Below are 23,934 nucleotides of genomic sequence, written 5' to 3'. Positions count from 1 at the left end.
CGCTCGCCCTCGGGAAGCAGGTGGATGGTGCAGAGGGGTAGGGGCGCTCCGTGCAGCGGTCGTACGGAGGTTCCGTGCAGTGTTCGGGCGGGGCCGGTACGTCCGCCGGCTCGGTATCCACCCGGTGATAGGTTCGAATACGTGATGTCTGCGGGGGCCTTGAGTCGTGCGGCGGCCGATGGGTCCGCAGTTGCTCTGAGCCGCGTCACCCTGGTCGGGGAGCGGCGTCGGGTAGATCTCGTGTTGCCGGCCCGTGAGCCGGTAGGGGTGTTGTTGCCCGAGATTCTGCGGGTGCTGGACGACCGGGCCGGTGAGCGGCCCGGGTTGCGGCATCTCGTGACCGCGGACGGGTCCGCGGTCGGCCATGACAGCAGCCTTGAGTCCGCCGGGGTCCGGGACGGTGCCGTACTGCGGCTCGTGCGGGCCGGGGACGCTCCGTCCGCGCCCGTCGTGCACGACATGACCGACGAGGTCGCCGGAGATCCCGGTGGGCGGGCGTGGCGGTGGGGGCCCGAGTCGCGGCGCGTCGTCGCCGGGCTGATGACCGTGGGGTGGGCCGGCGCGGGCGGGGTCTTCGCACGCAGTGCCTACGACGGCTCTGTCGTCGCCGGTGTGTTGCTCGTCGTGGGCGCTGTCGCCGCCGGGGTCGGGGCCCTCGTGGGGCGTGGCGAGCGACGGGGCGGGGTCACCGGCACGCTGATCTGCTCGGCCGGGGTGCTTGCTGCGCTCGGGGTCTCCGCGCTCGCGGATGAGCACCACTGGTCGGGTGCGCTGCACGTGGGTGCGTTGGCCGCGGTGGGTGCCGTGACGCTCGTACTGCTCGGCCTCTTCACCCGGTTGGGGCGCGCGGGCCTGGTCGGCGCGGGCGCTGCCGCCGTCACCGTCCTCGGCTGGGAGGGCGTCGTCGCCCTGGAGTCGGGGGCAGGGACGGCCGGGCAGCAGGCTCGGGCCGGTGCGGTGCTCGCCGTGGTCTCCGTGGTCGTCCTCGGTGTGCTGCCGAGGCTCGCGCTCACGGCCTCCGGGCTGTCGGGGCTCGACGACCGGCGGGCCGGTGAGGTTTCCGTGAGCCGGTACCAGGCGCCCGCGGCGCTGGCGGCCGCCCATCGCGGGCTGGTGCTCGCCACCGTCACCGTTGCCGTGTCGGCGACCGTGGCGGCGGTGTGGGCGCTGCGGGCGCCCGGTGTGTGGACCGTGCTGCTCGCCCTCGTCACGGCGGTGGTGGTGGCCCTGCGGGCGCGGGCTTTTCCGCTGGTCGCCGAGGTTGCGGTGCTGCTGGTGGGTGCCGCCGTGGTGGCCGTAAGGCTGTTGGCGGTGTGGGTGGAGCGGTCCGGTGCGGTGGGACCGGCCCTGGTCGTGCTCGCGGCACTGGCCGTGCTGACGCTCGCCACGCTCGTCGTAGAGCCCGCGGAGCATGTCCGGGTGCGGCTGCGGCGAGCGGGTGACCTGCTGGAGTCCGCCGGTGCCATCGCCCTGCTTCCGCTGCTCATCGGGGCCTTCGGCGTGTACGGGCGGCTGCTCGGCACCATCGCTTAGGGGACGGGACGGCATGGTTCACGGGGAGCAGGAGTCGCAGGACGACCGCGACGACTGGCGGCGCGATGCGCTGTTCCAGCTCGGGCCGGCGGAGCAGCCGCGGGCGTCGGCGCCCTCGGGCGAAGCCGTCGTAGCAGCGAACCCGGCTCTTCCCGCACCCGGCGGCGAGCCCACCCGGCGTCTCGCGCACTCGGCACGGGACGAGAACCCGGCCCCTGGCGGGGTGCAGCCCGGTCCCTCGGCCGGTCCGCTACCTGCGGCCACCGCGCCTGCCATACCCGCAACCCCCGCGCTCGGACCCACCCCGCCCCTTGCCCCACCCACCCCCACCTTCCCCGTACACCCAGCCGCACCGGCGCCCGGGACACCCGCACCCGCCCCGCAACGCATGGAGCAGACCACCGCCCCCACGCGGTCCATGGCCGACCCGACTCCACCGCAGCAACCCGCGACCGCCACACCCGCGCGCCCCGCGGTCGGCCCCACCCCTCTTCTCGGCCCGCCCACCGCTGCACCTGAGCCGATCACCACCGTCCCGGTACGCCCCGTCGCGCCGGAGTCCGGAGCACCCGCGCCCCGCTCCCACGCCCCCGCGCCACCTCACCAACCCCCGACAGCCATACCCGCACACCCCGCGGTCGGCCCCACCCCGCCTTCCGGCCCATCCACCGTCGCGCCGGCGTCGGCCACTACCGTCCCGGTACATCCCGCCGCGCCGGCGCCCGGGGCACCCGCACCCGTCGCCCCCGTCGCCTCCCACGTCCCCGCCTCCACCCCCGAAAGCCTCCCCACCCTCGACCCCCGGCTGGCCCTCGCTCTCGGCCGACCCCAGCACGGGGATTCGCTTGCCCACCGGACCGGGCGTACCCTGCGTCGGCTGGCCACCTCCGTCTCACAGGACGTGGGCGAACAGACGCGGATCGCGCGGGAGTTGCAGCAGCCGGTGGGTACCGGGCGGGTGATCGCCGTGACCTCGATCCGCGGGGGCGTCGGCAAGTCGACCGTTGCCGCGCTGCTCGGCCGTACCTTCAACCACTACCGGCACGACCCGGTGCTCACGTTGGAGGCGGACGCCGCGCTGGGCACGCTGCCGGTGCGGATGGGTGCGGAGTCGGTGCGGTGGTCGTGCGGCGACCTCGCCCGGATCCTGACGCCCGCCATGCAACTCACCCATGTCACCGGGTACTTGGTGCCCGTGGCCGACGGTGGCTGGCTGCTGCCCGGGAGCCAGGGCAAGGTCGGCGCCCCCTTGGACGTACGGACGTACCGCACCGTGACGCTCGCCCTGCGGCGCTACTTCTCCGTGACGGTCGTCGACTGCGAGACACTGCCCGGCGACGTCGCCCGGACGGCGATGGACACCGCCCACGCCCGGGTGGTCGTCGCGCCCATGACCGCGGAGGGTGTCGGCGGGACCCGCCAAGTCCTCGACTGGCTCGGACAGTTGCCGCACTCGGCGCTCTCGACGACCGTGGTGGCGCTCACCGCGAGTTCCCCCGACATGATCCTCGACGTGAAGGCCGCCACCGCTCACCTGAAGGAGACCGGCGTTCCCGTCGTCCTCCTGCCCTATGACCGGCATCTGGCCGGCGGCGGCCCCATCCGCACGGACCTGCTCGGCCGGGCCGCCCAGGACTCGGCCATGCGGCTGGCGGCCGAGGCGCTGCACCGTGCGGTGCGCGCGCACTGACCGCCGGCGGCGTCAGAACCGTATGACATCCCCTTCCCGCACCCACCCGTCCCGCACCACCTGCGCATACACCCCGGCGCACGGCTCGGGCGGCCGGCCGGGCAGGGCGGGTACGCGGTTGTGGTGGGCGAGGACGCGCAGGGCGTCCGGGTCGCGGGGGAGGTCGCCGTGGGCCAGGGTGGGGATCGCGCAGCGGGGTGTCGAGGCGATGACGCGGAGGATCGGGCCGTCGGCGATGTGCAGGTCCCGGCCGGCCCAGGTGTGTTCCGCGAAGGCTTCGGACTCGTCCGTGTCGATGACCACATTGGGGCGGTAACGCTGGGCCTCCACCGTGCCCCGGGGGCTCAGTTCCGCGATCCTCCTCAGGGTTGACGTCGTGATGACGTGCACTGGCGCGAAGTCGAAGAAGGTGCCCGGTGGGGCGGCCGAGCCGAACTGGACGGTGTCCGCTTCCACTTCGGCCTCCTGCCCCGCCGCCAGGACCTGCTCCGGACGGGAGCGGTCCAGGGTGCCGGCGGGCGGTGGTACGTCGGTCAGCGTGACCTTGCGGCCGACGAGGGCCGAGAGGGCGGCGTCCGTGTGCACCTCGGTGCCGTCCGGTGCGGTGATGCGCGGCCCGGCCTCGGTGAGGGTCGCGGCACACCTGAGCAACTCGCGCCACAGACGCGGGACCTTCGCGCTGGCGACCTTGCCCGTCTCCTCGTCCAGCAGCGCGAACCGGCGGTCGCCGCTCAGCCCGCGCTCGGTGATCCCGACGGCTTTGAGCGGCTCGCCGAGCATCGACTTCACCGGGTAGCGGTACAGCGCGGCGACCGTGGCCCGCCTCACGCCGGGCCCGTCCCGGCACTCGGCGGCCCCGCCGCCGCCACCGCCCGCGCCGCCGCCCGGCGCAGTGCCCCGGTCGTCGCCCAGCCGTCGAACGTCGACAGGCGCTCGACCACGCGGGCCGTCCAGCCGGCGTCGCCGAGCCGGTGCACCTCGCCGTCCTCGACCAGCCACGTCATCACGGACTGCGGGGTCAGGATGTCCTTCGTCCGGTACCGGCGGGGATGCCGGTCGAAGAACAGCTGCCGGTCCTCGTACGGGTGGCGCACCGTCATGTGCAGACAGCCGCCACCGCGCCCCTTGAAGGGGCCGGGCAGGCCGCCCAGCTGGGCGTAGACGTCGCGGTTCGGGTGGCGGCCGCCCGGGGTGATGCGGAAGCCCGGCATGACCCTGGCCCAGGGGAACACCTCCGCCCCGGAATCCCGCGCGATGGCGTGCAGGCCGTCCGGGCGGAACTCCACCCGTGCACGGCCCGGCCGCCGGGCGTCCCCCAACGCCCAGCGGCCGTCGACCCGTTCCAGTGGTCCGAGGCTCTCGCTCACGAGATCACATTTGCACGAACCTCTCCACGGTTCCAGCGCGTTGTTCCCGTGCGGTCAGGCGGCGTGCTCCACGAACCGTGCGGCCGTCTCCGCGAGTACCTCCCGGCCGTCCCGTGCCCACAGCGCGTCGTTGAACAGCTCGACCTCGATGGGCCCGGTGTATCCGGCCGCCTCCACGTACCCCTTCCACTCCCGCATGTCGATCGAGCCGTCCCCGATCTGTCCGCGGCCGTTGAGCACGCCCGCCGGCAAGGGCGTGGTCCAGTCGGCGAGCTGGAAGGAGTGGATACGGCCGCCCGCACCCGCGCGGGCGATCTGCGCGGGCGCGTTGTCGTCCCACCAGATGTGGTACGTGTCGACGGTGACGCCGACCTGGTGGGCCGGGAAGCGTTCCGCGAGGTCGAGGGCCTGGGTGAGCGTCGAGACCACGCAGCGGTCGGCGGCGTACATCGGGTGCAGCGGCTCGATGGCCAGCCGTACGCCGTGCTGCTCCGCGTAGGGGCCCAGTTCACCGAGTGCGTCCGCGATGCGCTCCCGGGCGCCGTGCAGGTCCTTGGAGCCCGCCGGGAGGCCGCCGGAGACCAGCACCAGCGTGTCCGTTCCCAGGGTGGCCGCCTCGTCGATCGCGCGCCGGTTGTCGTCGAGGGCGGCCGCGCGCTCGGCCGGGTCGATCGCCGTGAAGAAGCCGCCGCGGCACAGGGTGGTGACGGTCAGACCCGCGTCGCGGATCAGCTTCGCCGTCGCCTCCACACCGTGCGACTGGACCGGTTCGCGCCACAGGCCCACGCCCGGTACGCCCGACTCCAGGCAGGCGTCGACCAGTTCGGGCATCGACAGCTGCTTCACCGTCATCTGGTTGATGGAGAAGCGGGAGAGGTCGCCGGTGGTCACTGCGTCACTCCGTACAGGGCGAGAAGGTTCTTCATCCGCTCCTGAGCCAGCTTCGGGTCCGGGAACAGGCCCAGTCCGTCGGCGAGTTCGTAGGCGCGGGCGAGGTGCGGGAGGGAGCGGGCCGACTGGAGGCCGCCGACCATGGTGAAGTGCGACTGGTGGCCGGCCAGCCAGGCGAGGAACACCACGCCCGTCTTGTAGAAGCGGGTCGGGGTCTGGAAGAGGTGACGGGAGAGTTCGACGGTCGGGTCGAGCAGGGCGCGGAAGCCCGCCACATCACCCGTGTCCAGGACCCGTACCGCCTGAGCCGCCAGCGGGCCCAGCGGGTCGAAGATGCCGAGCAGGGCGTGACTGAAGCCCTTGTCGTCGCCCGCGATCAGCTCGGGGTAGTTGAAGTCGTCGCCCGTGTAGCAGCGGACGCCCTGCGGCAGCCTGCGGCGGATGTCGATCTCCCGCTGGGCGTCCAGCAGGGAGACCTTGATGCCTTCCACCTTGTCCGGGTGCGCGGCGATGACGTCCAGGAAGGTGTCGGTGGCCGCGTCCAGGTCGGACGAACCCCAGTAGCCGTCCAGCGCCGGGTCGAACATCGGGCCGAGCCAGTGCAGGATCACCGGCTCGGAGGCCTGGCGCAGGAGGTGGCCGTAGACCTCCAGGTAGTCCTCGGGGCCGTTCGCGGCCGCCGCGAGCGCGCGGGACGCCATCAGGATGGCCTGCGCGCCGGACTCCTCCACGAGCGCGAGCTGCTCCTCGTAGGCCGTGCGGACCTCCACGAGAGACCCGGCGGTGATCTGGTCGGTGCCGACGCCGCAGGCGATCCGGCCGCCGACCGCCTTGGCCTCGGCGGCCGACCGTCGGATCAGCTCGGCCGCGCCCGCCCAGTCCAGGCCCATGCCGCGCTGGGCGGTGTCCATCGCCTCGGCGACGCCGAGCCCGTGGGACCACAGGTGGCGGCGGAAGGCGAGGGTGGCGTCCCAGTCGACGGCGGCGGGCGAGTCGGGCGACACGTCCGCGTACGGGTCGGCGACGACGTGGGCCGCCGAGAAGACCGTACGGGAGGTGAAGGGTGAGCCGGCCGTGACGGCGAGGGGCTCCGGGCGGGGCTCGTATGCCCTCAATCCGCCCTTGAAGTCCGGGAGTTGGATGGTCACAGCGCGATCTCCGGTACGTCGATGCGGACGCCCTGGGCCGAGGACCTCAGGCCCAGCTCGGCGAGCTGGACGCCGCGGGCGCCGGCGAGGAGGTCCCAGTGGTAGTCGGCACCGGCGTAGACGTGCTTGAGGAACAGCTCCCACTGGGCCTTGAAGCCGTTGTCGAACTCGTCGTTGTCCGGGATCTCCTGCCACTGGTCGCGGAAGGAGTAGGTGGCCGGGATGTCGGGGTTCCAGACCGGCTTGGGGGTCATGCTGCGGTGCTGGACCCGGCAGTTGCGCAGACCCGCGACCGCCGAGCCCTCGGTGCCGTCGACCTGGAACTCCACCAGCTCGTCGCGGTTGACGCGCACGGCCCAGCTGGAGTTGATCTGGGCGATCGCGCCGCCTTCGAGCTCGAAGATGCCGTAGGCGGCGTCGTCCGCCGTCGCGTCGTAGGGCTTGTCGTTCTCGTCCCAGCGCTGCGGGATGTGGGTGGCGGTGAGGGCCTGGACGGACTTCACCCGGCCGAACAGCTCGTGCAGGACGTACTCCCAGTGCGGGAACATGTCGACGACGATGCCGCCGCCGTCCTCGGCGCGGTAGTTCCAGGACGGGCGCTGGGCGGTCTGCCAGTCGCCCTCGAAGACCCAGTAGCCGAACTCTCCGCGGATGGAGAGGATGCGGCCGAAGAAGCCGCCGTCGATGAGGCGCTTGAGCTTGAGCAGACCCGGGAGGAACAGCTTGTCCTGGACGACGCCGTGCTTGATCCCGGCGGCGTTCGCGAGGCGCGCCAGCTCCAGGGCGCCCTCCAGGCCGGTCGCGGTCGGCTTCTCGGTGTAGATGTGCTTGCCCGCCGCGATCGCCTTCTTGATCGCCTCCTCGCGGGCCGAGGTCACCTGGGCGTCGAAGTAGATGTCGACGGTCGGGTCCGCCAGGACCGCGTCGAGGTCCGTCGAGATGTGCTGCGGGTCCAGGCCGTGCTGCTCGGCGAGCGCCCTGAGCGCGTGCTCGCGGCGGCCGACCAGGACCGGCTCCGGCCACAGCACCGTGCCGTCGCCGAGGCCGAGGCCGCCCTGTTCGCGGATGGCCAGGATGGAGCGGACCAGGTGCTGGCGGTAGCCCATGCGCCCGGTCACGCCGTTCATGGCGATACGCACCGTCTTGCGTGTCACGTCATTCCCTTCGCAGGCGTCGTACACAGCGTCGTACGCGGGTGGTGTGCGCCGCGTCGGCCCCACTCATGAGCGTCACAGCAAGCGCTTTCTATACAAGGAGAAGTTAGCCTCTGGGCAGTGGTCCGGACAAGACCGTGACCGCTTCGAGTTGTTCGAGGGGACGAACAGTGGGGGGTTCTGGCCGTAAGGTCTGCTCGACGTGCTCGGAACCGGGGACCTCGGTCGGCCTGTCTACGAGCACGTACGACGAGGTACGGACGTACGACGAGGTACGAGAGATGCGCGACGAAATGCGCGACCGGAGGACGACGAGATGACGGTGACCCTGGCGGACGTGGCGGCCCGCGCGCAGGTCTCCCCCGCGACGGTGTCGCGCGTGCTGAACGGGAACTATCCCGTGGCCGCCTCCACCCGTGAGCGGGTGCTGAAGGCGGTCGACGAGCTGGACTACGTGCTGAACGGGCCGGCCAGCGCGCTGGCGGCGGCGACTTCCGATCTGGTCGGAATCCTCGTCAACGACATCGCCGACCCGTTCTTCGGGATCATGGCGAGCGCGATCCAGTCGGAGATCGGGGGGCCGGGCGGCCGGGCCGGCGGTGAGCGCCTCGCGGTCGTCTGCAACACGGGGGGTTCGCCGGAGCGTGAGCTGACGTATCTGACCCTCCTGCAGCGGCAGCGGGCGGCGGCGGTCGTGCTGACCGGCGGCGCCATGGAGAACGAGCCGCACGCGGCGGCGGTCGCGACGAAGCTGCGGAAGCTGACGGACGCGGGGACACGGGTGGTGCTGTGCGGGCGGCCGCCCGCGCCGGACACCGGGGCGATCGCGCTGGCCTTCGACAACCGCGGGGGCGGACAGCAGCTGACCGAGCACCTGATCGGCCTTGGGCACCGGCGGCTCGGCTACATCGCCGGGCCCGAGGAGCGGACGACGACGCGGCACCGTCTCGAGGGGCACCGGGCGGCGCTGGCCGCGGCGGGGATCGAGGAGGATCCGCGGTTGACGGTGTGGGGGCGCTACGACCGGACCTCCGGGTACGAGGCGACGCTGGAGCTGCTCCGCCGGGACCCGTCCCTCACCGCGGTGGTCGCGGCGAACGACTCCGTCGCGCTCGGGGCGTGCGCGGCGCTGCGGGAGTCGGGGCTGCGGATTCCCGAGGACGTGTCGGTCGCCGGGTTCGACGACCTGCCGTTCAGCGTCGACGCGGTGCCCGCGCTGACGACGGTGCGGCTGCCGCTCGCGGAGGCGGGGGCGCGGGCCGGGCGGATCGCCATGGGGCGCGAGGAGCCGCCGCCGGGGGGTATCGCGACGGTTCGGGGCGAGCTGATGGTGCGGGGGTCGTCGGGGGTGCCTCGGGGCTAGGGCATTCCCTTTCGGTCATCGGATCTTGGGTCATCGGATCGGCGGCCTGGTGCGTCGTCGGCCGATGTCCGATGAGTTTCGGGGTGCCGGGCGGTCCAAGTCGGCACACCGAGACAAAGGGAGAAGCCGATGGGCACAACGCGCTCGCAACCGACGACTCACATCGCCCGGCGCCTGTTCGAGCTCCTGGAGCCGATCTGCCTGGTCACCTTCATGGCCGACGAGTGCAACGAGGAACTGGCCGCCCTCGGCCACCGCACCTACTGGGACGGCTACTTCGCCAGCCGCGCCGCACCCCTGGGACGAGTGCCGGCCCAGGTCGTGCACGCGGCCTTCTACAACTTCGCCGACGGGGAAGCCGCACGGCACATCCCCAGCGCCTGGGAGACGATCCCGCCGGAGGCCTCCGTCGCCGCGCGGGAGCGGGGCAGCGCGGCCTCCCTGCGGCGCATCCTCGGCGACGAACTGGCCGGCTCCCCGGGCCTGGTGCGCGCCGCCGACCTGACCACCAAGGCCGCGACCGGCGCCCCCACCGAAGGCCGGGTGATGTACGCCGGCATGCGCACTCTGCCCGTGCCGGCCGACCCGGTCGCCCGGCTGTGGCACTCCGCGACGATGCTGCGCGAGCACCGGGGCGACGGGCACATCGCCGCTCTCGTCGGCGCGCGCATCGGCGGCACGGAGGCCCATGTGCTCTCCGCCCTGGACCAGGGCATCCACCCCGCGGAGTCGTTCGGACGCATCCATCACCTGCCGAAGGAGCGCCTGGCCGCGGTCATGGACGGCCTGCGCGCACGCGGACTCATCGACATCGACGGCCACTTCACCGACGCGGGCCGGGCGACCAAACAACGCATCGAAACCCTCACCGACGAACTCGCCGCCGCGCCCTACGACGCCCTCTCCCCCGCCGAACTCGACGAACTGATCACCGAGCTCGAACCCATCACCGCGGCCCTGGTGGCCACAGGCTCGCAGTGACAACGGCGCATCAGGCGCCGGGCGAGCACTCGGCCGCCTTCCTCGCCGCCCGCTCCCATGAGTCGCGAGCGGGTACCGGCCCGCCGCCTCCGAGGGCCGGCCCCGGAAAGGGCTGGCGCCCAGGGGGCGGGCGTCCTACAGTCGACCCATCGATATCTCTGACTGAGTCAACTATCCGGGGGTCGATGACCATGACCGTCCAGGACGTCCGCGCCTTCAACCGCTTCTATACGAACGTCATCGGCGCCCTCGACTACAGCCGCCACCTGTACGCCCCGTACACCCTCACCGAGTCCCGCGTCCTGTATGAACTCGCGCACTCCCCACGCACGGACGCGGCCGACCTGCGCACCGAACTCTCGCTGGACGCCGGTTACTTGAGCCGCATCCTGAACAAGTTCGAGAAGGACGGCCTGATCGAGCGCACCCCCTCCCGCCGCGACCCGCGCCGCACCCGCATCACGCTCACCGCCCACGGCCGCGAAACCGCCGCCCTGCTCGCCGAGCGGGCCAACGAGTCCGTCGGGGCGCTCCTCGCCACCGTCCCGGCGGGCGACCGGCCACGCCTCTCCGAGGCGATGCGGACCGTGCGCGAGCTGCTCTCCGACGGCCGCCCGCCGCGCCGCGAGGACGTGCTGTTGCGCGAGCCCGGCCCCGGCGACCTGGGGTGGATCGTGTCCCGCAACGCCGCGCTGTACGCCACCGAGTACGGCTGGAACGCCGACTACGAGGGGCTCGTCGCCCGGATCGTCGCCGACTTCGCCGAGGACCACGACCCGCACCTGGAGCGGGTGTGGATCGCCGAGCTGGACGGCCGGCCGGTGGGGTGCGTGATGTGCGTACGGGACGACGCGCCCGCCACCGCACGGCTGCGGCTGCTGCTCGTCGAGCCGGAGGCGCGCGGGCTCGGCATCGGCGACCGGCTGGTCCGGGCGGTCATCGACTTCGCCCGTGACGTCGGCTACCACGACCTGGTCCTGTGGACCAACGACGTCCTCGGCTCCGCCCGCCGCATCTACCAGCGCCACGGTTTCGTCCTGGTCGCCGAGAAGCCCCACCGGTCCTTCGGAAAGGACCTGAACGGCCAGGACTGGCGACTGGACCTGCACGGGGCAGCCGAGTGACAGTAGGGGTCATGAGACTGGCGTTCTCCACCCTCGGCGTCCCCGGCCTGCCCATCCCGGACGTGATCCGGCTCGCGGCCACTCACGGCTACCACGGCGTCGAGCTGCGCGCGCACCCGGAGGAACCGGTCCACCCCGGCATCGGCCTCACCGAACGGGCCGACCTGGCGTCCGAGTTCAAGGCCGGCGGCATCGAGGTGCTGGGCCTCGCCGGGTACGCCCGGGTGGCCGCGCCCGGCGACGACGGCCCGGTGATCGACGAGATGCGCGAGCTGCTCGACCTCGCCCGCGACCTCGGCGCGCCCTACATCCGCGTCTTCCCTGGCGGCGGCCACGAGCAGAGCCGCGAGCGCGCCGACGCGACGGCCGCGCGGCGGCTGGGCACCGCCGCGGAGTACGCCGCGGACCTGGGCGTACGTATCCTCCTCGAAACCCACGACTCGCATCGCACCGGTGCGGACGCGATCCGTGTGCTCGGCCGGGTCGGGCACCGGCACGTCGGTGCGCTCTGGGACGTGATGCACACCTGGCTCGGCGGCGAGCAGCCCGCGGAGACGTTCGCCGCGCTCTCTCCGTTCCTCGGCTATGTCCAGGTCAAGGACATCGCCTCCGCGGAGGAGAAGACGCCGCTGGGGCTTGGGGCGGGGGTGCTGCCGCTCACCGACGTCGTGGATGTGCTCTCGCGGAACGAGTGGGACGGGTGGTTGTGCTGGGAGTACGAGAAGCGGTGGTACGAGGAGGCGGCGCCGCTTGCGGATCAACTGGCGGCCGGGCGGGAGCATCTGGGGCGACTGCTGAATGAGTCCGCGTGACGCTCCGCGAGTGGGCCGTCGGTCGCGTGCGGGTGCGTTGCGGCTGGTCGCGCCCCGCGGCGGAGCCGCACATCGATTCAGCCCCGCGCCCCTGACGGGGCGCTGCCAGCACGTCACTCATCAGGTCGCCCGGCGCTGATCCTCCGTATGGCGTCGCGACGGCCCTCGGCGGCCGGGTACGTGGGGCGCGGCGCTCGTCCTCTTCGGCCTCGCCACCAACCCCAGGAGCGGCCCGGCCCTCCTGGTGCCGGCGGGCGCCGCCGACGCCACCTCCGTCGTCTCCCGCTCCACGATCGTCCAGACCCGTACCCCGGACGCCCTGCTCGGCCGGGTCACCGCGGCCGAGGCGATCGTCGGGCAGGCGGGCCCCAGCCTCGGCAACGTCCGCGGCGGCCTCCTGGCCGGCGGGACCTCGGGCACGACGGCGATGGTCTCGGGTGGCCTGATGTGCGTGCTCGCGGTCGCGGCCGTGAGCGTCACGACTCCTGAACTGCGGGGCGGGGCAGGCCGGTCGGACGGACGGTGAGCTCGGCGGCCGGGTCGAGACACCACTCCAGTACGGACGGCCAGGAGCCGTAACCGGCGTCCAGGTCGAGGTGTCCGGCGCCCGGGAGGAGGTCGGTGGGGATGCCGAGCGGATCGCCGTAGACGACGCCCGCGCCCTCCGGGCAGTACGGGTCGTCGTCGCCGGCGACCAGCCGGGTGGGCGTGGGGAGGGTGAAGCCGAGGGCGGGCGGGGTGAATTCGACGACCTCGGGGAGCGGGGCCAGGATCGACGCGGACGGCGGCCCGACGAGCAGCACCCGGTCCACGGCCCCCGCTCTGACCGACCCGCGCGCGACGGCGTGCAGCCACAGCAGGGCGGAGGCACTGTGCGCGATCACGATCCGCTCGGGGCCGCGCAGTTCGCCCAGGTACCGGTCGAGTTCGCCGAGCCAGACCTCCAGGCTCGGGTCGTCGGGGTCGGGCAGCTGGGGGTGGACGACGTGGTGGCCCAGCTCCGTCAGCCGGTCGGCGAGCCAGTGCTGCCAGTGGTCCTTGGGCCGGTGGTTCTGATAGCCGTGGAGGATGAGGAAGGTCATGGCTCCGATGGTTTCCCACCGGCCCGTCGCAGATCCAGTTAATCTTTTACGGTGGAACAGGTAAGCGAATCCTTCACGGTCGACCTGCGCCGCCTGACCGTGCTGCGCGAACTGGAGCGCCGCGGCAGTCTGGCCCGCACCGCCGAGGCCCTGCACCTGACCCCCTCCGCGGTCTCCCAGCAGATCGCCGCGCTGGCCCGCGAGACGGGCGTACCGCTGACGGAGAAGGACGGCCGGGGCGTACGGCTCACCGGTCAGGCCCGCGTACTGCTGGCCCACGCCGAGGTCATCGCGGCCCAACTGGAGCGGGTCCGCGCCGACTTGGCGGCGTACGGGGAGGGCGGGCGCGGCTCGGTGACGATCGGCTGCTTCTCCAGCGGCATCCTGGGCCTGCTGCCGGGCGTGCTGCGAGGACTCGCCGAGCGGCTCCCGAAGGTACGGGTGGACGTGTGGGAGGCGGAACCACCGGACCTCTTCACCGCGCTCGACGCCGGCCAGGTGGACGTGGCGGTGGCGGTGGACTTCGCCGCGGCGCCGCCGCACACGGACGGGCGGTACGAGCGGGTCGACCTGTTCACGGACGTACTGGACCTGGTGGTACCGGCCGGCCACCGGCTGGCGGACCGAGGTCCGGTGGCGTTGCGGGAGTTGGCGCGGGACGCGTGGATCGTGGGGGCGGCGGAGAGCTGCTGCGGTGCGGTGGCGCGTTCGGTGTGCGCGGCGGCGGGGTTCACACCGGACGTACGGCACGCGGTGAACGACTGGTCGGCGTTGGCCGCGCTGGTGGAGGCGGGGGTGGGGGTGGCCCTCGTCCCGCGGCTGGTACGGGAGCTGTACGCGGGGCGCGGGGTTGCTGTGGTGCCGTTGGAGGGTTCGCCGCCGTCTCGTAACGTCTTCGCGGCGGTACGGGCGGGGGCGGAGGGAGACGCGGTGCTGGCAGCGGTGCGGGATCAGCTGATGACCCGCGCCCGGACGGACTTCCCGAACTCCCTCTCCCTGACGCCCCGTTCCGCGCACAACGCGTCCACGAGGAGCAGGACGCGGCGACGGTGAGTGTGCGGCCGGGGCGGCGCGCGTGCCGGTGCGTCAGGGTTCGAGCCGCATCAACCGGCCTTGCAGCGGCGGTGCTTCGTATCTGAAGGTCACGGCTGGAGTCCGCCGTACCACCCTGCTCCGTCGAACGGATTTCAAGAGGCTCTCGCGCCTAGACTGGGTGTGCAGATGAGCAGGGGGAACTGGGGGACGAGGTGGCCGTGGCCGACCGTATGCGTCTGGTGCTGTCCGGTGGGGAAGAGCTGGATGTCGAGGAACTCGACTCGCTCACCAGGCAGTTGAGGAAGCGGCTGCTCGAACTCGACGTGGATGACGTAAGGGTGGAGCGGTCGGACGCGGCACCGCCGCCCGGGGCCAAGCCCGGTGGGCTCATCACCGTCGGCGCGCTCGCCGTCACCCTCGCTCCCGCCGTCTTCCGGCCCGCTCTGCGGGTGGTGGAGACATGGCTGCAGAACCGTCCCGTGCGCACGGTGAAGATCGAGGTCGACGGCCGCACCCTCGAACTCGGCCAGGCCTCCCCGGAGGAGCAAAGGCTCCTGGTCGAGGCATTCCTGGAGGGAAGCCGGGACGAGTCCGCCGCACAGCCGCCCGTCGGCCAGGAGTGACGGGAGCGGGCCGCCCATGACCGACTTCGCCTTCGGCCCGGGCCGCAGGGACGCCCTGCTGATCGCGACCGGCGCGTACGACGACCGGACCCTGAGCACCCTGCGCTCGCCCGGGCAGGACTGCGCGAGCCTCGCCGGTGTGCTCGCGGACCCCGGTATCGGCGGCTTCCGGACCGAGCAGTTGAAGGACGCGCAGGCGCACCAAGTGATGCGTGCCGTCGAGCGCTTCTTCATGGACCGCAGCCGTGACGATCTGCTGCTCCTGCACATCTCCTGCCACGGCATCAAGGACGACGACGGGCACCTGTACTTCGCCGCCCGCGACACCGACCGGGACCTGCCCGCGTCCACGGCGGTGCCGGCGGCGTTCCTGCGGGACCGTATGGAACGGTGCCGGGCACGCACGGTCGTGGTCCTGCTGGACTGCTGCTACAGCGGGGCGTTCCTGCCGGGGGCCAAGGGCGACGACCAGGTCCACGTGCGCGACGAACTCGGGGGCCACGGGCGGGCGGTACTGACCGCGACCAACCGCACCGAGTACGCCTGGGAGGGCGCGCACGTCGAGTCCAAGGTGCCGCAGCCGTCGCGTTTCACGGGGGCGCTGATCGAGGGGCTGAGCACGGGGGCGGCGGACCTGAACGGGGACGGGCGGATCACCGTCACCGAGTTGTACGACTACGTGTACGAGTCACTGCATCGCGCGGGGGTGAAGCAGCGGCCGCGGATGTGGGCGGACCTGGAGTATCAGGTGACGGTGGCGCGGACCGTGGGAGTGCGCGGGCCCGCAGAAAGCGCCGGGAATGCCGGGAGCGCCGAAACGCCCGCGGCGGACACCGGGCGGCGGTGGGACTTCTCCGGCTTCTTCGACACGTTCCCGAAGCCGCTGCCCCGCACTCGGCCCGGTCAGGACGCCCTGATCCGGCTCGAACACACCCTGGAGGAAACCGCGTTCGGCACGGTCAAGGAGATCAAGGTGGACACTGCGGTGCTCTGCCCGACCTGCTCGGGCCGCGGCGGCGCACCGGGATCGAAAGCCGAAACGTGCTCCTCCTGCAAGGGCACCGGCAGAAAGAGGCTCGGCATGTGCCGCAAGTGCGACTGCTCCGGCATCGTCATGAACCCCGTCTGCGGGGAGTGCACAGGCGCCGGCCGGGTCCGCTCCCGCCGCACCCTCACCGTGGAGATCCCGGCCGGCGTCGCGAACGGCACGCGCATCAGCCTGGCCGGCCAGGGCGAGGTCGGCCCCGGCGGCGGCCCGGCCGGCAACCTGTACGTGGAGGTCGCCGAGCTTCCGCACCCCAACCTCCGCCGCACCGGCGACGACCTGCACACCACCTTGAAGATCCCGCGCTCCACGGCGGTGAACGGCGGCACCGTCTCCGTGGACACCCTGGACGGTCCCAAACAGGTCCGTATCCCCAAGGGCATCCGCGACGGTCAGTCCCTGCGGCTCGCCAACCTCGGTGCCACCCACCTGAACCAGGGTGGCCGAGGCGACCTCCTGCTGCACCTCAGCATCCAGGGCTGAGGAGCCGGTCCCTCAACTCCCCGAACGCCTCGTGAAACCCCGGAAACGTCTTCCGGACACACCCCGGGTCGTCGAACGAGATACCCGGCACCCGCAGGCCGGTGACCGCGAAGGACATCACGATGCGGTGGTCGCCGTACGAGGTGATCTCCGTACCGCCCGGCGCCCGTACCCCCGGCCGGATCTCGATCCAGTCCGGGCCGGTCGCGACCTCGGCGCCCAGCCGCCGCAGGTTCTCCGCGCACGCCTCCAGCCGGTCGCACTCCTTGACCCGCGTGTTCGCCACGTCCTCGATCCGGACGGGGCCGGAAGCGAACGGCGCGATCGCCGCCAGTGTCGGCATCGTGTCCGAGATGTCCCGCATATTGACGGTCAGCCCGCGTAGCGAACCCGTGCCCCGCACCGTCGTCGCATCCGCGCCCACCGTCACGTCCGCACCCATCCTCCGCAGCACATCGACGAAGCCCAGGTCGCCCTGCAACGCCCCCTCCCCCAGCCCCGGCACCGTCACCTCGGCGCCCGGTGTCAGCGCGGCCGCCGCGAAGAAGTAGCTCGCCGTCGAGGCGTCGGGCTCGATCGCGTACGTGGTCGCCCGGTAGCCGCCCGGCGGGACCACGAACACATCGGCCTCCCGCTCCACCTCCACCCCGAAGGCCCGCATCATCGCGATCGTGATCTCCACGTAGGGGACGGACACCAGGTCGGTGACCCGGATCCGCAACCCCTTCCGCGTCAGCGGGCCCAGCAGCAGCAACGCCGTCAGGTACTGCGAGGACTGCCCCGCGTCCAGGACCACCTCACCGCCCTCGACACCGGCCGCCCGTACCGTCAGCGGGTGGTGCCCCTCCGCCTCCTCGTGCCGCAGGTCGACGCCGAGGTCGCGCAGGGCGCGGGTCAGGGGCAGCAGGGGCCGGCGCCGCATCTGGGCCGACGCGTCGAAGCGGTACGTCCCGTGTCCCGCCGCCGCCAGGGTCGGCAGGAAGCGGGCGGTCGTCGCGCCGTCCCGGCAGTAGACGTCCGCCTCGCTCACCGCGGGGCCCTGCGGACGGCCGTCCACCTGCCAGGCGTCCCGGGTCCGCCCGACGCGATACCCGAGCCGCACCAGCCCCTCGGCGAAGCCCTCGGTGTCGTCCGAGCGCAGGGGTCGTACGAGGGTGGTGACTCCGTCGGCCGCCGCCGCCAGGAAGAGCGCACGGGCGGTGATGGACTTGGAACCGGGGATGGTGACTACGGGCATGCCCTCATGATCGGCCGAGTGCGGGCTCGGTCGCCGCCTCGTCCACGGGATGGACGACTTCCCGTCGCCCCCGCGTCACCGACGCCAGGCCCACCCCGCCCACCAGCAGGGCCGCCGCGCACCACCGCAGCGGGCTCACCCCCTCCCCCAGGAAGACGGCCGCCGACGACACCCCGAAGACCGGGACGAGGAGCGAGAACGGCGCGACCGTCGACGCCGGGTACCGGCGCAGCAGCCACCCCCACGCCCCGAAGCCGAACACCGTCGTCACCCAGGCCACGTAGACGACCGTGCCGGCGCCCTGCCAGTCCAGGGCGCGCAGGGCGTCGTAGTCCCTGCTGGGCCCCTCCAGCAGCAGGGACAGACAGAGCAGCGGCAGGACCGGGACCGTGCTCACCCAGACCATGAAGTTCAGGGCGTCCGGCGGGGCGGCCTTGCGGGTCAGGACGTTCGAGACGCCCCAGCAGGCCGCAGCCCCGATCACCAGGGCGAAGGCGCCGAGCGGGCCCGAGGTGCCCTCGTCCACCGCCGCGACACCGATGCCCGCCAGCGCCACCGCCATGCCCGACACCCGTATCGCGGAGGGACGTTCGCCCAGGACGACGAAGGCCACCCCGGCCGTGAACACCGCCTGGATCTGCACGACCAGCGACGACAGTCCGGCCGGCATCCCGGCGTCCATGCCGATGAACAGCAGGCCGAACTTGGCCACGCCGAGCACCAGCCCCACCGCCAGCACCCACCTCCACGGCACCTTCGGGCGGCCCACGAAGAAGACGGCCGGCAGCGCTGCCGCGAGGAAGCGCAGGGCCGAGAACAGCAGCGGAGGGAAGTGGTCGAGGCCGATCTCGATGACCGTGAAGTTCACGCCCCAGACGGCGGCGACGACCACGGCGAGAGCGAGGTGTGCAGGTCGCATGCGTTCGAGCATCACGCCCCACGACCGTGTAGCACCAGCGATGATTACTGCATGGTCGGATGAAGCAACGCTGATGAATGGGAGCTGCCGTGCTCGATCTCCAACGCCTGCGCGCCCTGCACGCCGTCTCCGTCCACGGGACCGTGGGAGCGGCGGCCGCCGCGCTCGGGTACACGCCCTCCGCCGTGTCCCAGCAGATCGCCAAGCTGGAGCGGGAGACCAGGACCGTACTCCTCGAAAGAGAAGGACGAGGGGTGCGACTGACCCCCGAGGCCCATCAACTCGTCGACACGGCCCAGGAGTTGCTCGCCATAGTCGAGCGGGCCGAGACCGCGCTGGAGGAGCGCCGCGGGGTGCCTGCGGGGCGGCTGACGATCGCCGCGTTCGCCTCGGCGGCGCGCGGCCTGATGCCCGCCGTGCTCGCCGACCTGACCGCCCGGCACCCCGCGCTCGACGCCCGGCTCACCGAGATCGACCCGCATCTCTCCGTCGACCTGGTCGCCAAGGGCGCGGTCGACCTGGCCGTCGTGCACGACTGGGACATCGCGCCGCTGCCCGTGCCGCCGGGCGTCGAGCACGCGGTGATCGGTGACGACCGCAGCACGCTGCTGGTGCCCGTCGGCCACCCCTTCGCCGGGCGGGAGTCCGTGCGGCGCGAGGAGCTGGGCGGGGAGCGGTGGGTGTGCCAGCCGCCGGGGCGGGTCTGTCACGACTGGCTGGTGCGGACCATGCGGGCCGCCGGGCACGAGCCGGAGATCGTGCACCAGGCCGACGAGAACCCGACCCTGGTCGCGCTGGTCGCCGGCGGCCTGGGCATCTGTCTCGTCCCGCGCCTGGGCCGCGGCCCGCTGCCCGCCGGGGTCGTCGAGGTGCGCCTCGAACCCACCCCCGTACGACGCCTGTACGCCCTGTGGCGCAAAGGAGCCGCACGTCGTCCGGCGATCGCAGAGACGGTACGCACTCTGCAGGAGCAGTGGCCGGGCATCATGTCCCACCCGTCCCGTTGAACCCTCGGGCATCAACTTCCGGGAATCGCGCGGAAGGCGGGAACCCGCCCCGCATACGGTTCGTCCAACCCGCAAGCTGCCGGATGAGTCTCCGCCGTGCGGTGTCGGCCCTCGCTGCTGGCTGCGATCGCTGACTCCACCCTCTCCGCCGTACAGCGGCCGGCAGCACGCCGCCATCGGCGCGCCCCCCTCCAACAGCGCCGATGGCGGCCCCTCCGCCAAAGCCCCGCCGTGCGCGCTCCCTTGACTGGCAGAAACTTCCCGGATATTGAGTCCCTCACGGAAGTTTCCTTCAGTCGATCTCCAGCGGATCACTCCGGAAGGAGCGCACGTGCCCTCCAGACGTACCGTTCTCGCCGCCACCGCAGGCGTCACCGCGGCTCTGGCCGTCGGCACCACGGCAAGCGCCGGCACCCCCGGCGACAAGAAACTCCGCTCCCTCATCTCCCGTATGACCCTGGAGGAGAAGGTTGGCCAGCTCTTCGTCATGCGGGTCTACGGCCACTCGGCCACCGACCCGGACCAGGCCGACATCGACGCCAACCTCAAGGAGATCGGCGTCCGCACGGCCGCCGAGCTGATCGCCGCATACCGCGTCGGCGGCATCATCTACTTCACCTGGGCGCACAACACCAAGGACCCGCACCAGATCGCGGAGCTGTCGAACGGCATCCAGCGCGCCTCCCTCAGCCGGCCCCGCGGGCTGCCCGTCCTCATCACCACCGACCAGGAACACGGCATCGTCTGCCGCGTCGGCAAGCCCGCCACCCTCTTCCCGGGCGCCATGGCCATGGGCGCCGGCGGCTCCCGCGAGGACGCCCGCGCCCTCGGCCGCATCTCCGGCGCCGAACTGCGCGCGATGGGCATCAACCAGGACTACTCCCCCGACGCCGATGTGAACATCAACCCGGCCAACCCCGTCATCGGCGTCCGGTCCCTCGGTGCCGACCCGGACGCGGTGGCCGCACTGGTCGCCGCCGAGGTCGCCGGATACCAGAGGTCGTCGGTCGCCGCGACCGCCAAGCACTTCCCCGGGCACGGGGACACGGCCGTCGACAGTCACTACGGCTTCCCGGTGATCACCCACAGCCGGGAGCTGTGGGAGAAGCTGGACGCCGTGCCGTTCCGGGCGGCCGTCGAGGCGGGCATCGACTCGATCATGACCGCGCACATCCAGTTCCCGGCCCTCGACGACTCCGGCGATCCGGCGACCCTCTCCCACCCGATCCTCACCGGCATCCTGCGCGAGGAGCTCGGTTACGACGGGGTGGTGGTGACGGACTCCCTGGGCATGCAGGGCGTACGGACGAAGTACGGCGACGACCGCGTCCCCGTGCTCGCGCTCAAGGCCGGCGTCGACCAGCTCCTCAACCCGCCCGACCTCGCGACCGCCTGGAACGCCGTCCTGAAGGCCGTACAGGACGGGGAACTCACCGAATCCCGGCTGGACGAGTCGATCCTGCGCATCCTGAAGCTCAAGGCAAGGCTGCGGCTCTTCGACGAGCCCTACGTCAGCCAGAAGGGCGTCGACCGGACCGTGGGCACGGCCGCACACCTGGCCGCCGCCGACCGTATCGCCGAGCGCACGACGACCCTGCTGGTCAACAAGGGTGGCCTGCTGCCGATGTCCCGGCGCACGCACCGGAAGGTCCTGGTCGTCGGCGCCGACCCGGCCTCCCCGTCCGGTACGACGGGACCGCCCACCGGCGTGCTCGCGAGCGCCCTCACCGAACTGGGCTTCACGGCCACCGCCCTGCCCACGGGCACGGCCCCCTCCGCGGCCGCCATCGCCGCGGCGGTCGCGGCGGCGCAGGACGCGGACGCAGTGGTCGTGGGCACCTACAACGTCACCGCGGGCAGCTCGCAGCGCACGCTGGTCGAACAGCTGGCGGCGACCGGAAGACCGGTGGTGGCCGTCGCGATCCGCAATCCGTACGACGTGGCCCAACTCCCCTCCGCCTCCGCCCACTTGGCGTCGTACTCATGGACCGACGTGGAGCTGCGGGCGGCCGCTCGGGTCATCGCGGGCAGGGCGGTGCCACGCGGGAGGCTGCCGGTGCCGGTGCAGCGGGCGGACGATCCGGCGAAGGTGCTGTATCCCATCGGATACGGACTGACGTACTAGAACCCCTGCACCCCGCGCCCGGTACAGGGGGCGTAGGGCGCATACGTAACGCACCCGGCGCGCAACCCCAAACTGACCCAAAGCCTCCCGCGCGTCTGGCGTGCGCCCGCTGCGGCGGGTCACGCTGGATGCGGGTCATCTGGGGAGGTGCCCGGGGGGTTCGCGATGCGTGAGAGAAGTTCCGCGGGGGCGGTCTGCGCACTGCTGGTACTGGTCGCCGCCCTGCTGAGCGGCTGCCAGGTCCTGAAGTCCGGGACGGACAAGGACGGCCGGGCCGGCGCGGCACCGAAGACGACCACGACCCAGCCCTCCGGCTACGGGGAGGTGTTCCTCGCCGTCGACGAGTGCAGTTCGTTCGGCTCGACCAGCTTCACCGAGGTGCCGTGCACCAGCGAGCGGGCGGCGGCCCGGGTCGTGGCACGCTACGACGGCAGGGCGGGCAACGGTCCGCTGTGCCCGGCGACCACGGACTTCGTCCTGCACATCAGCCGGCAGAGCCCGTCCTCCGACGAGGACGGCGACGGATCGATTCCGCAGGGCTACGCCTGTATGCGCAACCTGGAGCCCCCGCACCCCGGCGACCCGGGCGGCGGGGGCGGCCCCCGCACCATCGTCGGCGACTGCGTCTACGGCTCCGGGAGCGGGCAGGTCCGCGAGACGGCGTGCGACGGCAGCGGCACGAAGAAACCGCAGTACAAGGTGGTGCAGGCGGTCGCCAGGCGCCCCCAGTGCCCCGCGGGGACGGCGCTGTACGTCCAGCTGGACGGCGCACAGCCGGTGGGCTGCGCCCGGCGGGTGTGAACAACCGCCGGGCGCAGCACAGGAGTTGGCGGAGTTACGGCCGCAGAGCCGGCTCGCGCTCCACGTCCCGCACGTCCAGCCTGCTGTCGAACCTGGCCAGCGGCTTCGCCGCGGCCGTGGAGGCGGCGGGGACACCGGCCCACTGCAGGATGCGGGCGGTGGCCAGCGCCTTCTGGTCGGCGACCAGGCCGGCGACGTTGGCGCCGTGGTTCAGCCCCGGTGCCGTGAAGACGTACGCGTCCTTCGCGCCCTTGTCGACGCGGAAGCGCTCCGCGCCCCACGGGTCGTTCTGGCCGTAGACGAAGAGCATGTGGTGCGCGTGGTGCCGCACCCAGGAGTCGACGTCGCGCATCGCGTACGGCTGGAACTTCATCGGGATGTCGCGCGGGACCAGGCTGCGCGGCGACTCGTAGCCGTAGCGGATGTACTGCTTCTCGATGTACGGGAAGTGGATGTCCGGCGCGCCCAGCTGCGTGCCCGCCTGGTAGTAGTACGGCGTGTACGGCTCCAGGCCCTGGTCCGTGTAGAAGGAGAAGCCGGAGATGTTGTCCACGGAGTCCCAGATCGCCTGGTCGGTCGCGGTCTTCGCGTCCGCCGGGATCGTGGCGCAGTCGCTCAGCAGGCTGTACTGCCAAAAGCCCCAGACGTAGTCGAGCACGACGGCCTCGTACGCCCGGTCGAGGCTGCCGATGGTGTGGAAGGTGTAGCCGTTGTCCGCCGCGTAGGCCGCGTACTTCTTCTCCAGCGGTTCCCGGCGCACCAGCGCCTCGCGCTGCACGGCGTTCAGCCGGTCGCGGCACTCCTTGGTGCCGACCTGGGTGAAGAAGCGGTCGTAGGCGGAGTCCTCGTCGTTGACGACGTCGTTCGGGGCGACGTACGCGACGACTCCGTCCATGTCGCGCGGGTAGAAGCGCTCGTAGTACGTGGCGGTCATGCCGCCCTTCGAACCGCCCGTGGAAATCCACTTCTTGGTGTAGATGGACTTCAGCGCCTTGAAGATGCGGTGCTGGTCGGCGGCCGCCTGCCAGATGTCCAGCTTGCTCCAGTCGGCCGGGGCGGGCCGGGAGGGCGTGAAGAAGCGGTACTCCATGGAGACCTGGTTGCCGTCCACGATCTGGGTCGGCTCGCGGCGGCTGGGGGTGGTGGAGACGTTGTAGCCGCCGGTGTAGAAGACCGTCGGGCGGCTGACGTCCTTGTGCAGCACGGTGATCCGCTGCTGGAACGTGCCCTTGGACGGGTCGCGGTGGTCGACCGGTTGGGTGTAGTTGAGGACGAAGAAGCGGTAGCCGGTGTAGGGCTTCTCCTCGATCAGGCTCATCCCCGGTATGGCGAGCAGCTGATCCTTGATGTCGGTCGTTCCGGTGGCCTCCGGCTGTGCGGCGGTGGCCGCCCCCGCCGTGCTCAACGTGCCTATGAACACGGCGAGCGCGAGCAGCCATCTGAGCGCCTTGCCCATGCACCCTCCCCTGTGAATCAGATGTGCGAGCGGAAGCTATCGGAGCAACTCCGTTGCG

At 72.2% G+C, this 23,934-nt stretch carries 21 protein-coding genes and 1 pseudogene; 13 read left to right on the top strand and 9 right to left on the bottom strand.

Annotation, left to right across the window (positions count from 1 at the left end):
• Positions 1–144 precede the first annotated feature (144 nt).
• Both eccD and ACWC1K_RS15450 read left to right on the top strand, forming a co-directional pair.
• Positions 145–1,533 (top strand): type VII secretion integral membrane protein EccD, encoded by a 1,389-nt coding sequence (gene eccD / locus ACWC1K_RS15455; protein WP_450831821.1) that lies wholly within the window; start codon positions 145–147, stop codon positions 1,531–1,533.
• Between the two features lie 901 nt (positions 1,534–2,434).
• A complete protein-coding gene (locus tag ACWC1K_RS15450; protein WP_450831616.1) occupies positions 2,435–3,223 on the top strand; it encodes a type VII secretion protein in 789 nt (262 codons plus the stop codon).
• Between the two features lie 12 nt (positions 3,224–3,235).
• On the opposite strand, the gene ACWC1K_RS15445 is transcribed toward ACWC1K_RS15450, so the two are convergent.
• Genes ACWC1K_RS15445 through ACWC1K_RS15425 form a run of 5 tightly spaced genes read right to left on the bottom strand, consistent with a single transcriptional unit; the run spans position 3,236 to position 7,783 of the window.
• Positions 3,236–4,051, bottom strand: a complete 816-nt coding sequence (locus ACWC1K_RS15445; RefSeq protein WP_450831615.1) for an MOSC domain-containing protein — start codon at positions 4,049–4,051, stop codon at positions 3,236–3,238.
• Entirely contained in the window at positions 4,048–4,590 is a 543-nt protein-coding gene (locus ACWC1K_RS15440) for a hypothetical protein (protein WP_450831613.1), read from the bottom strand. Before ACWC1K_RS15440 ends, ACWC1K_RS15445 begins: the two co-directional genes overlap by 4 nt.
• A 54-nt stretch (positions 4,591–4,644) precedes the next feature.
• A complete protein-coding gene (locus ACWC1K_RS15435; protein ID WP_450831820.1) occupies positions 4,645–5,442 on the bottom strand; it encodes a sugar phosphate isomerase/epimerase family protein in 798 nt (265 codons plus the stop codon).
• A 35-nt stretch (positions 5,443–5,477) separates the two neighbouring features.
• Positions 5,478–6,629 (bottom strand): dihydrodipicolinate synthase family protein, encoded by a 1,152-nt coding sequence (locus ACWC1K_RS15430; RefSeq protein ID WP_450831611.1) that lies wholly within the window; start codon positions 6,627–6,629, stop codon positions 5,478–5,480.
• Complete coding sequence (locus ACWC1K_RS15425) at positions 6,626–7,783, bottom strand: Gfo/Idh/MocA family protein (protein WP_450831610.1); 1,158 nt, start codon at positions 7,781–7,783, stop codon at positions 6,626–6,628. Before ACWC1K_RS15425 ends, ACWC1K_RS15430 begins: the two co-directional genes overlap by 4 nt.
• Positions 7,784–8,099: 316 nt before the next feature.
• On the opposite strand from ACWC1K_RS15425, the gene ACWC1K_RS15420 reads away from it, so the two are divergent.
• From ACWC1K_RS15420 to ACWC1K_RS15400, 5 genes and pseudogenes are all read left to right on the top strand, one after another.
• Positions 8,100–9,146: a LacI family DNA-binding transcriptional regulator gene (locus tag ACWC1K_RS15420; protein WP_450831609.1), complete on the top strand. Its 1,047-nt coding sequence runs from the start codon at positions 8,100–8,102 to the stop codon at positions 9,144–9,146.
• Positions 9,147–9,275: 129 nt separating this feature from the next.
• Positions 9,276–10,127 (top strand): SCO6745 family protein, encoded by an 852-nt coding sequence (locus ACWC1K_RS15415; protein ID WP_450831607.1) that lies wholly within the window; start codon positions 9,276–9,278, stop codon positions 10,125–10,127.
• Positions 10,128–10,318: 191 nt separating this feature from the next.
• Positions 10,319–11,251: a bifunctional helix-turn-helix transcriptional regulator/GNAT family N-acetyltransferase gene (locus tag ACWC1K_RS15410; protein ID WP_450831818.1), complete on the top strand. Its 933-nt coding sequence runs from the start codon at positions 10,319–10,321 to the stop codon at positions 11,249–11,251.
• Between the two features lie 11 nt (positions 11,252–11,262).
• The gene (locus tag ACWC1K_RS15405) at positions 11,263–12,063 is read left to right on the top strand and encodes a sugar phosphate isomerase/epimerase family protein (RefSeq protein ID WP_450831605.1); all 801 of its coding nucleotides are present in this window, start codon (positions 11,263–11,265) and stop codon (positions 12,061–12,063) included.
• A 178-nt stretch (positions 12,064–12,241) separates the two neighbouring features.
• Positions 12,242–12,589: pseudogene (locus ACWC1K_RS15400) on the top strand (MFS transporter); the annotation flags it as partial.
• Here the strand turns inward: ACWC1K_RS15400 and ACWC1K_RS15395 are convergent.
• Complete coding sequence (locus ACWC1K_RS15395; RefSeq protein WP_450831604.1) at positions 12,540–13,145, bottom strand: RBBP9/YdeN family alpha/beta hydrolase; 606 nt, start codon at positions 13,143–13,145, stop codon at positions 12,540–12,542. The pseudogene ACWC1K_RS15400 and the gene ACWC1K_RS15395 overlap by 50 nt on opposite strands.
• Positions 13,146–13,196: 51 nt before the next feature.
• On the opposite strand from ACWC1K_RS15395, the gene ACWC1K_RS15390 reads away from it, so the two are divergent.
• From ACWC1K_RS15390 to ACWC1K_RS15380, 3 genes are all read left to right on the top strand, one after another.
• Positions 13,197–14,198, top strand: coding sequence for a LysR family transcriptional regulator (locus ACWC1K_RS15390; RefSeq protein WP_450831602.1), 1,002 nt, complete (start codon positions 13,197–13,199; stop codon positions 14,196–14,198).
• A gap of 200 nt (positions 14,199–14,398) precedes the next feature.
• On the top strand, positions 14,399–14,803 hold the full coding sequence (locus tag ACWC1K_RS15385) for a hypothetical protein (RefSeq protein ID WP_450831600.1): 405 nt from the start codon (positions 14,399–14,401) through the stop codon (positions 14,801–14,803).
• Positions 14,804–14,819: 16 nt separating this feature from the next.
• Entirely contained in the window at positions 14,820–16,331 is a 1,512-nt protein-coding gene (locus ACWC1K_RS15380; protein ID WP_450831598.1) for a caspase, EACC1-associated type, read from the top strand.
• Here the strand turns inward: ACWC1K_RS15380 and aroA are convergent.
• Both aroA and ACWC1K_RS15370 read right to left on the bottom strand, forming a co-directional pair.
• Positions 16,315–17,568, bottom strand: coding sequence for a 3-phosphoshikimate 1-carboxyvinyltransferase (gene aroA, locus ACWC1K_RS15375; RefSeq protein ID WP_450831596.1), 1,254 nt, complete (start codon positions 17,566–17,568; stop codon positions 16,315–16,317). The two genes, ACWC1K_RS15380 and aroA, sit on opposite strands and share 17 nt — an antisense overlap.
• A gap of 4 nt (positions 17,569–17,572) precedes the next feature.
• Positions 17,573–18,487, bottom strand: a complete 915-nt coding sequence (locus ACWC1K_RS15370; RefSeq protein ID WP_450831594.1) for an EamA family transporter — start codon at positions 18,485–18,487, stop codon at positions 17,573–17,575.
• A gap of 89 nt (positions 18,488–18,576) precedes the next feature.
• Between ACWC1K_RS15370 and ACWC1K_RS15365 the strand changes: the two genes are divergently transcribed.
• The 3 genes from ACWC1K_RS15365 (at position 18,577) to ACWC1K_RS15355 (ending at position 22,420) form a co-directional block, all read left to right on the top strand.
• Positions 18,577–19,494 carry a LysR family transcriptional regulator gene (locus ACWC1K_RS15365; RefSeq protein WP_450831593.1) on the top strand — a complete coding sequence of 306 codons (918 nt, stop codon included), beginning with the start codon at positions 18,577–18,579 and terminating at the stop codon, positions 19,492–19,494.
• 331 nt (positions 19,495–19,825) lie between these two features.
• Positions 19,826–21,619 carry a glycoside hydrolase family 3 protein gene (locus ACWC1K_RS15360; RefSeq protein WP_450831591.1) on the top strand — a complete coding sequence of 598 codons (1,794 nt, stop codon included), beginning with the start codon at positions 19,826–19,828 and terminating at the stop codon, positions 21,617–21,619.
• Between the two features lie 165 nt (positions 21,620–21,784).
• A complete protein-coding gene (locus tag ACWC1K_RS15355) occupies positions 21,785–22,420 on the top strand; it encodes a hypothetical protein (protein ID WP_450831589.1) in 636 nt (211 codons plus the stop codon).
• A gap of 34 nt (positions 22,421–22,454) precedes the next feature.
• Here ACWC1K_RS15355 and ACWC1K_RS15350 read toward each other — a convergent pair whose 3' ends face one another.
• Positions 22,455–23,876, bottom strand: a complete 1,422-nt coding sequence (locus tag ACWC1K_RS15350) for a S28 family serine protease (RefSeq protein ID WP_450831587.1) — start codon at positions 23,874–23,876, stop codon at positions 22,455–22,457.
• Between the last annotated feature and the right edge of the window lie 58 nt (positions 23,877–23,934).

The sequence above is a fragment of the Streptomyces sp. NPDC001492 genome (assembly GCF_053597275.1).
Note: the sequence above shows the minus strand (reverse complement) of the source record. Positions and strands in the feature narration are given on the sequence as shown.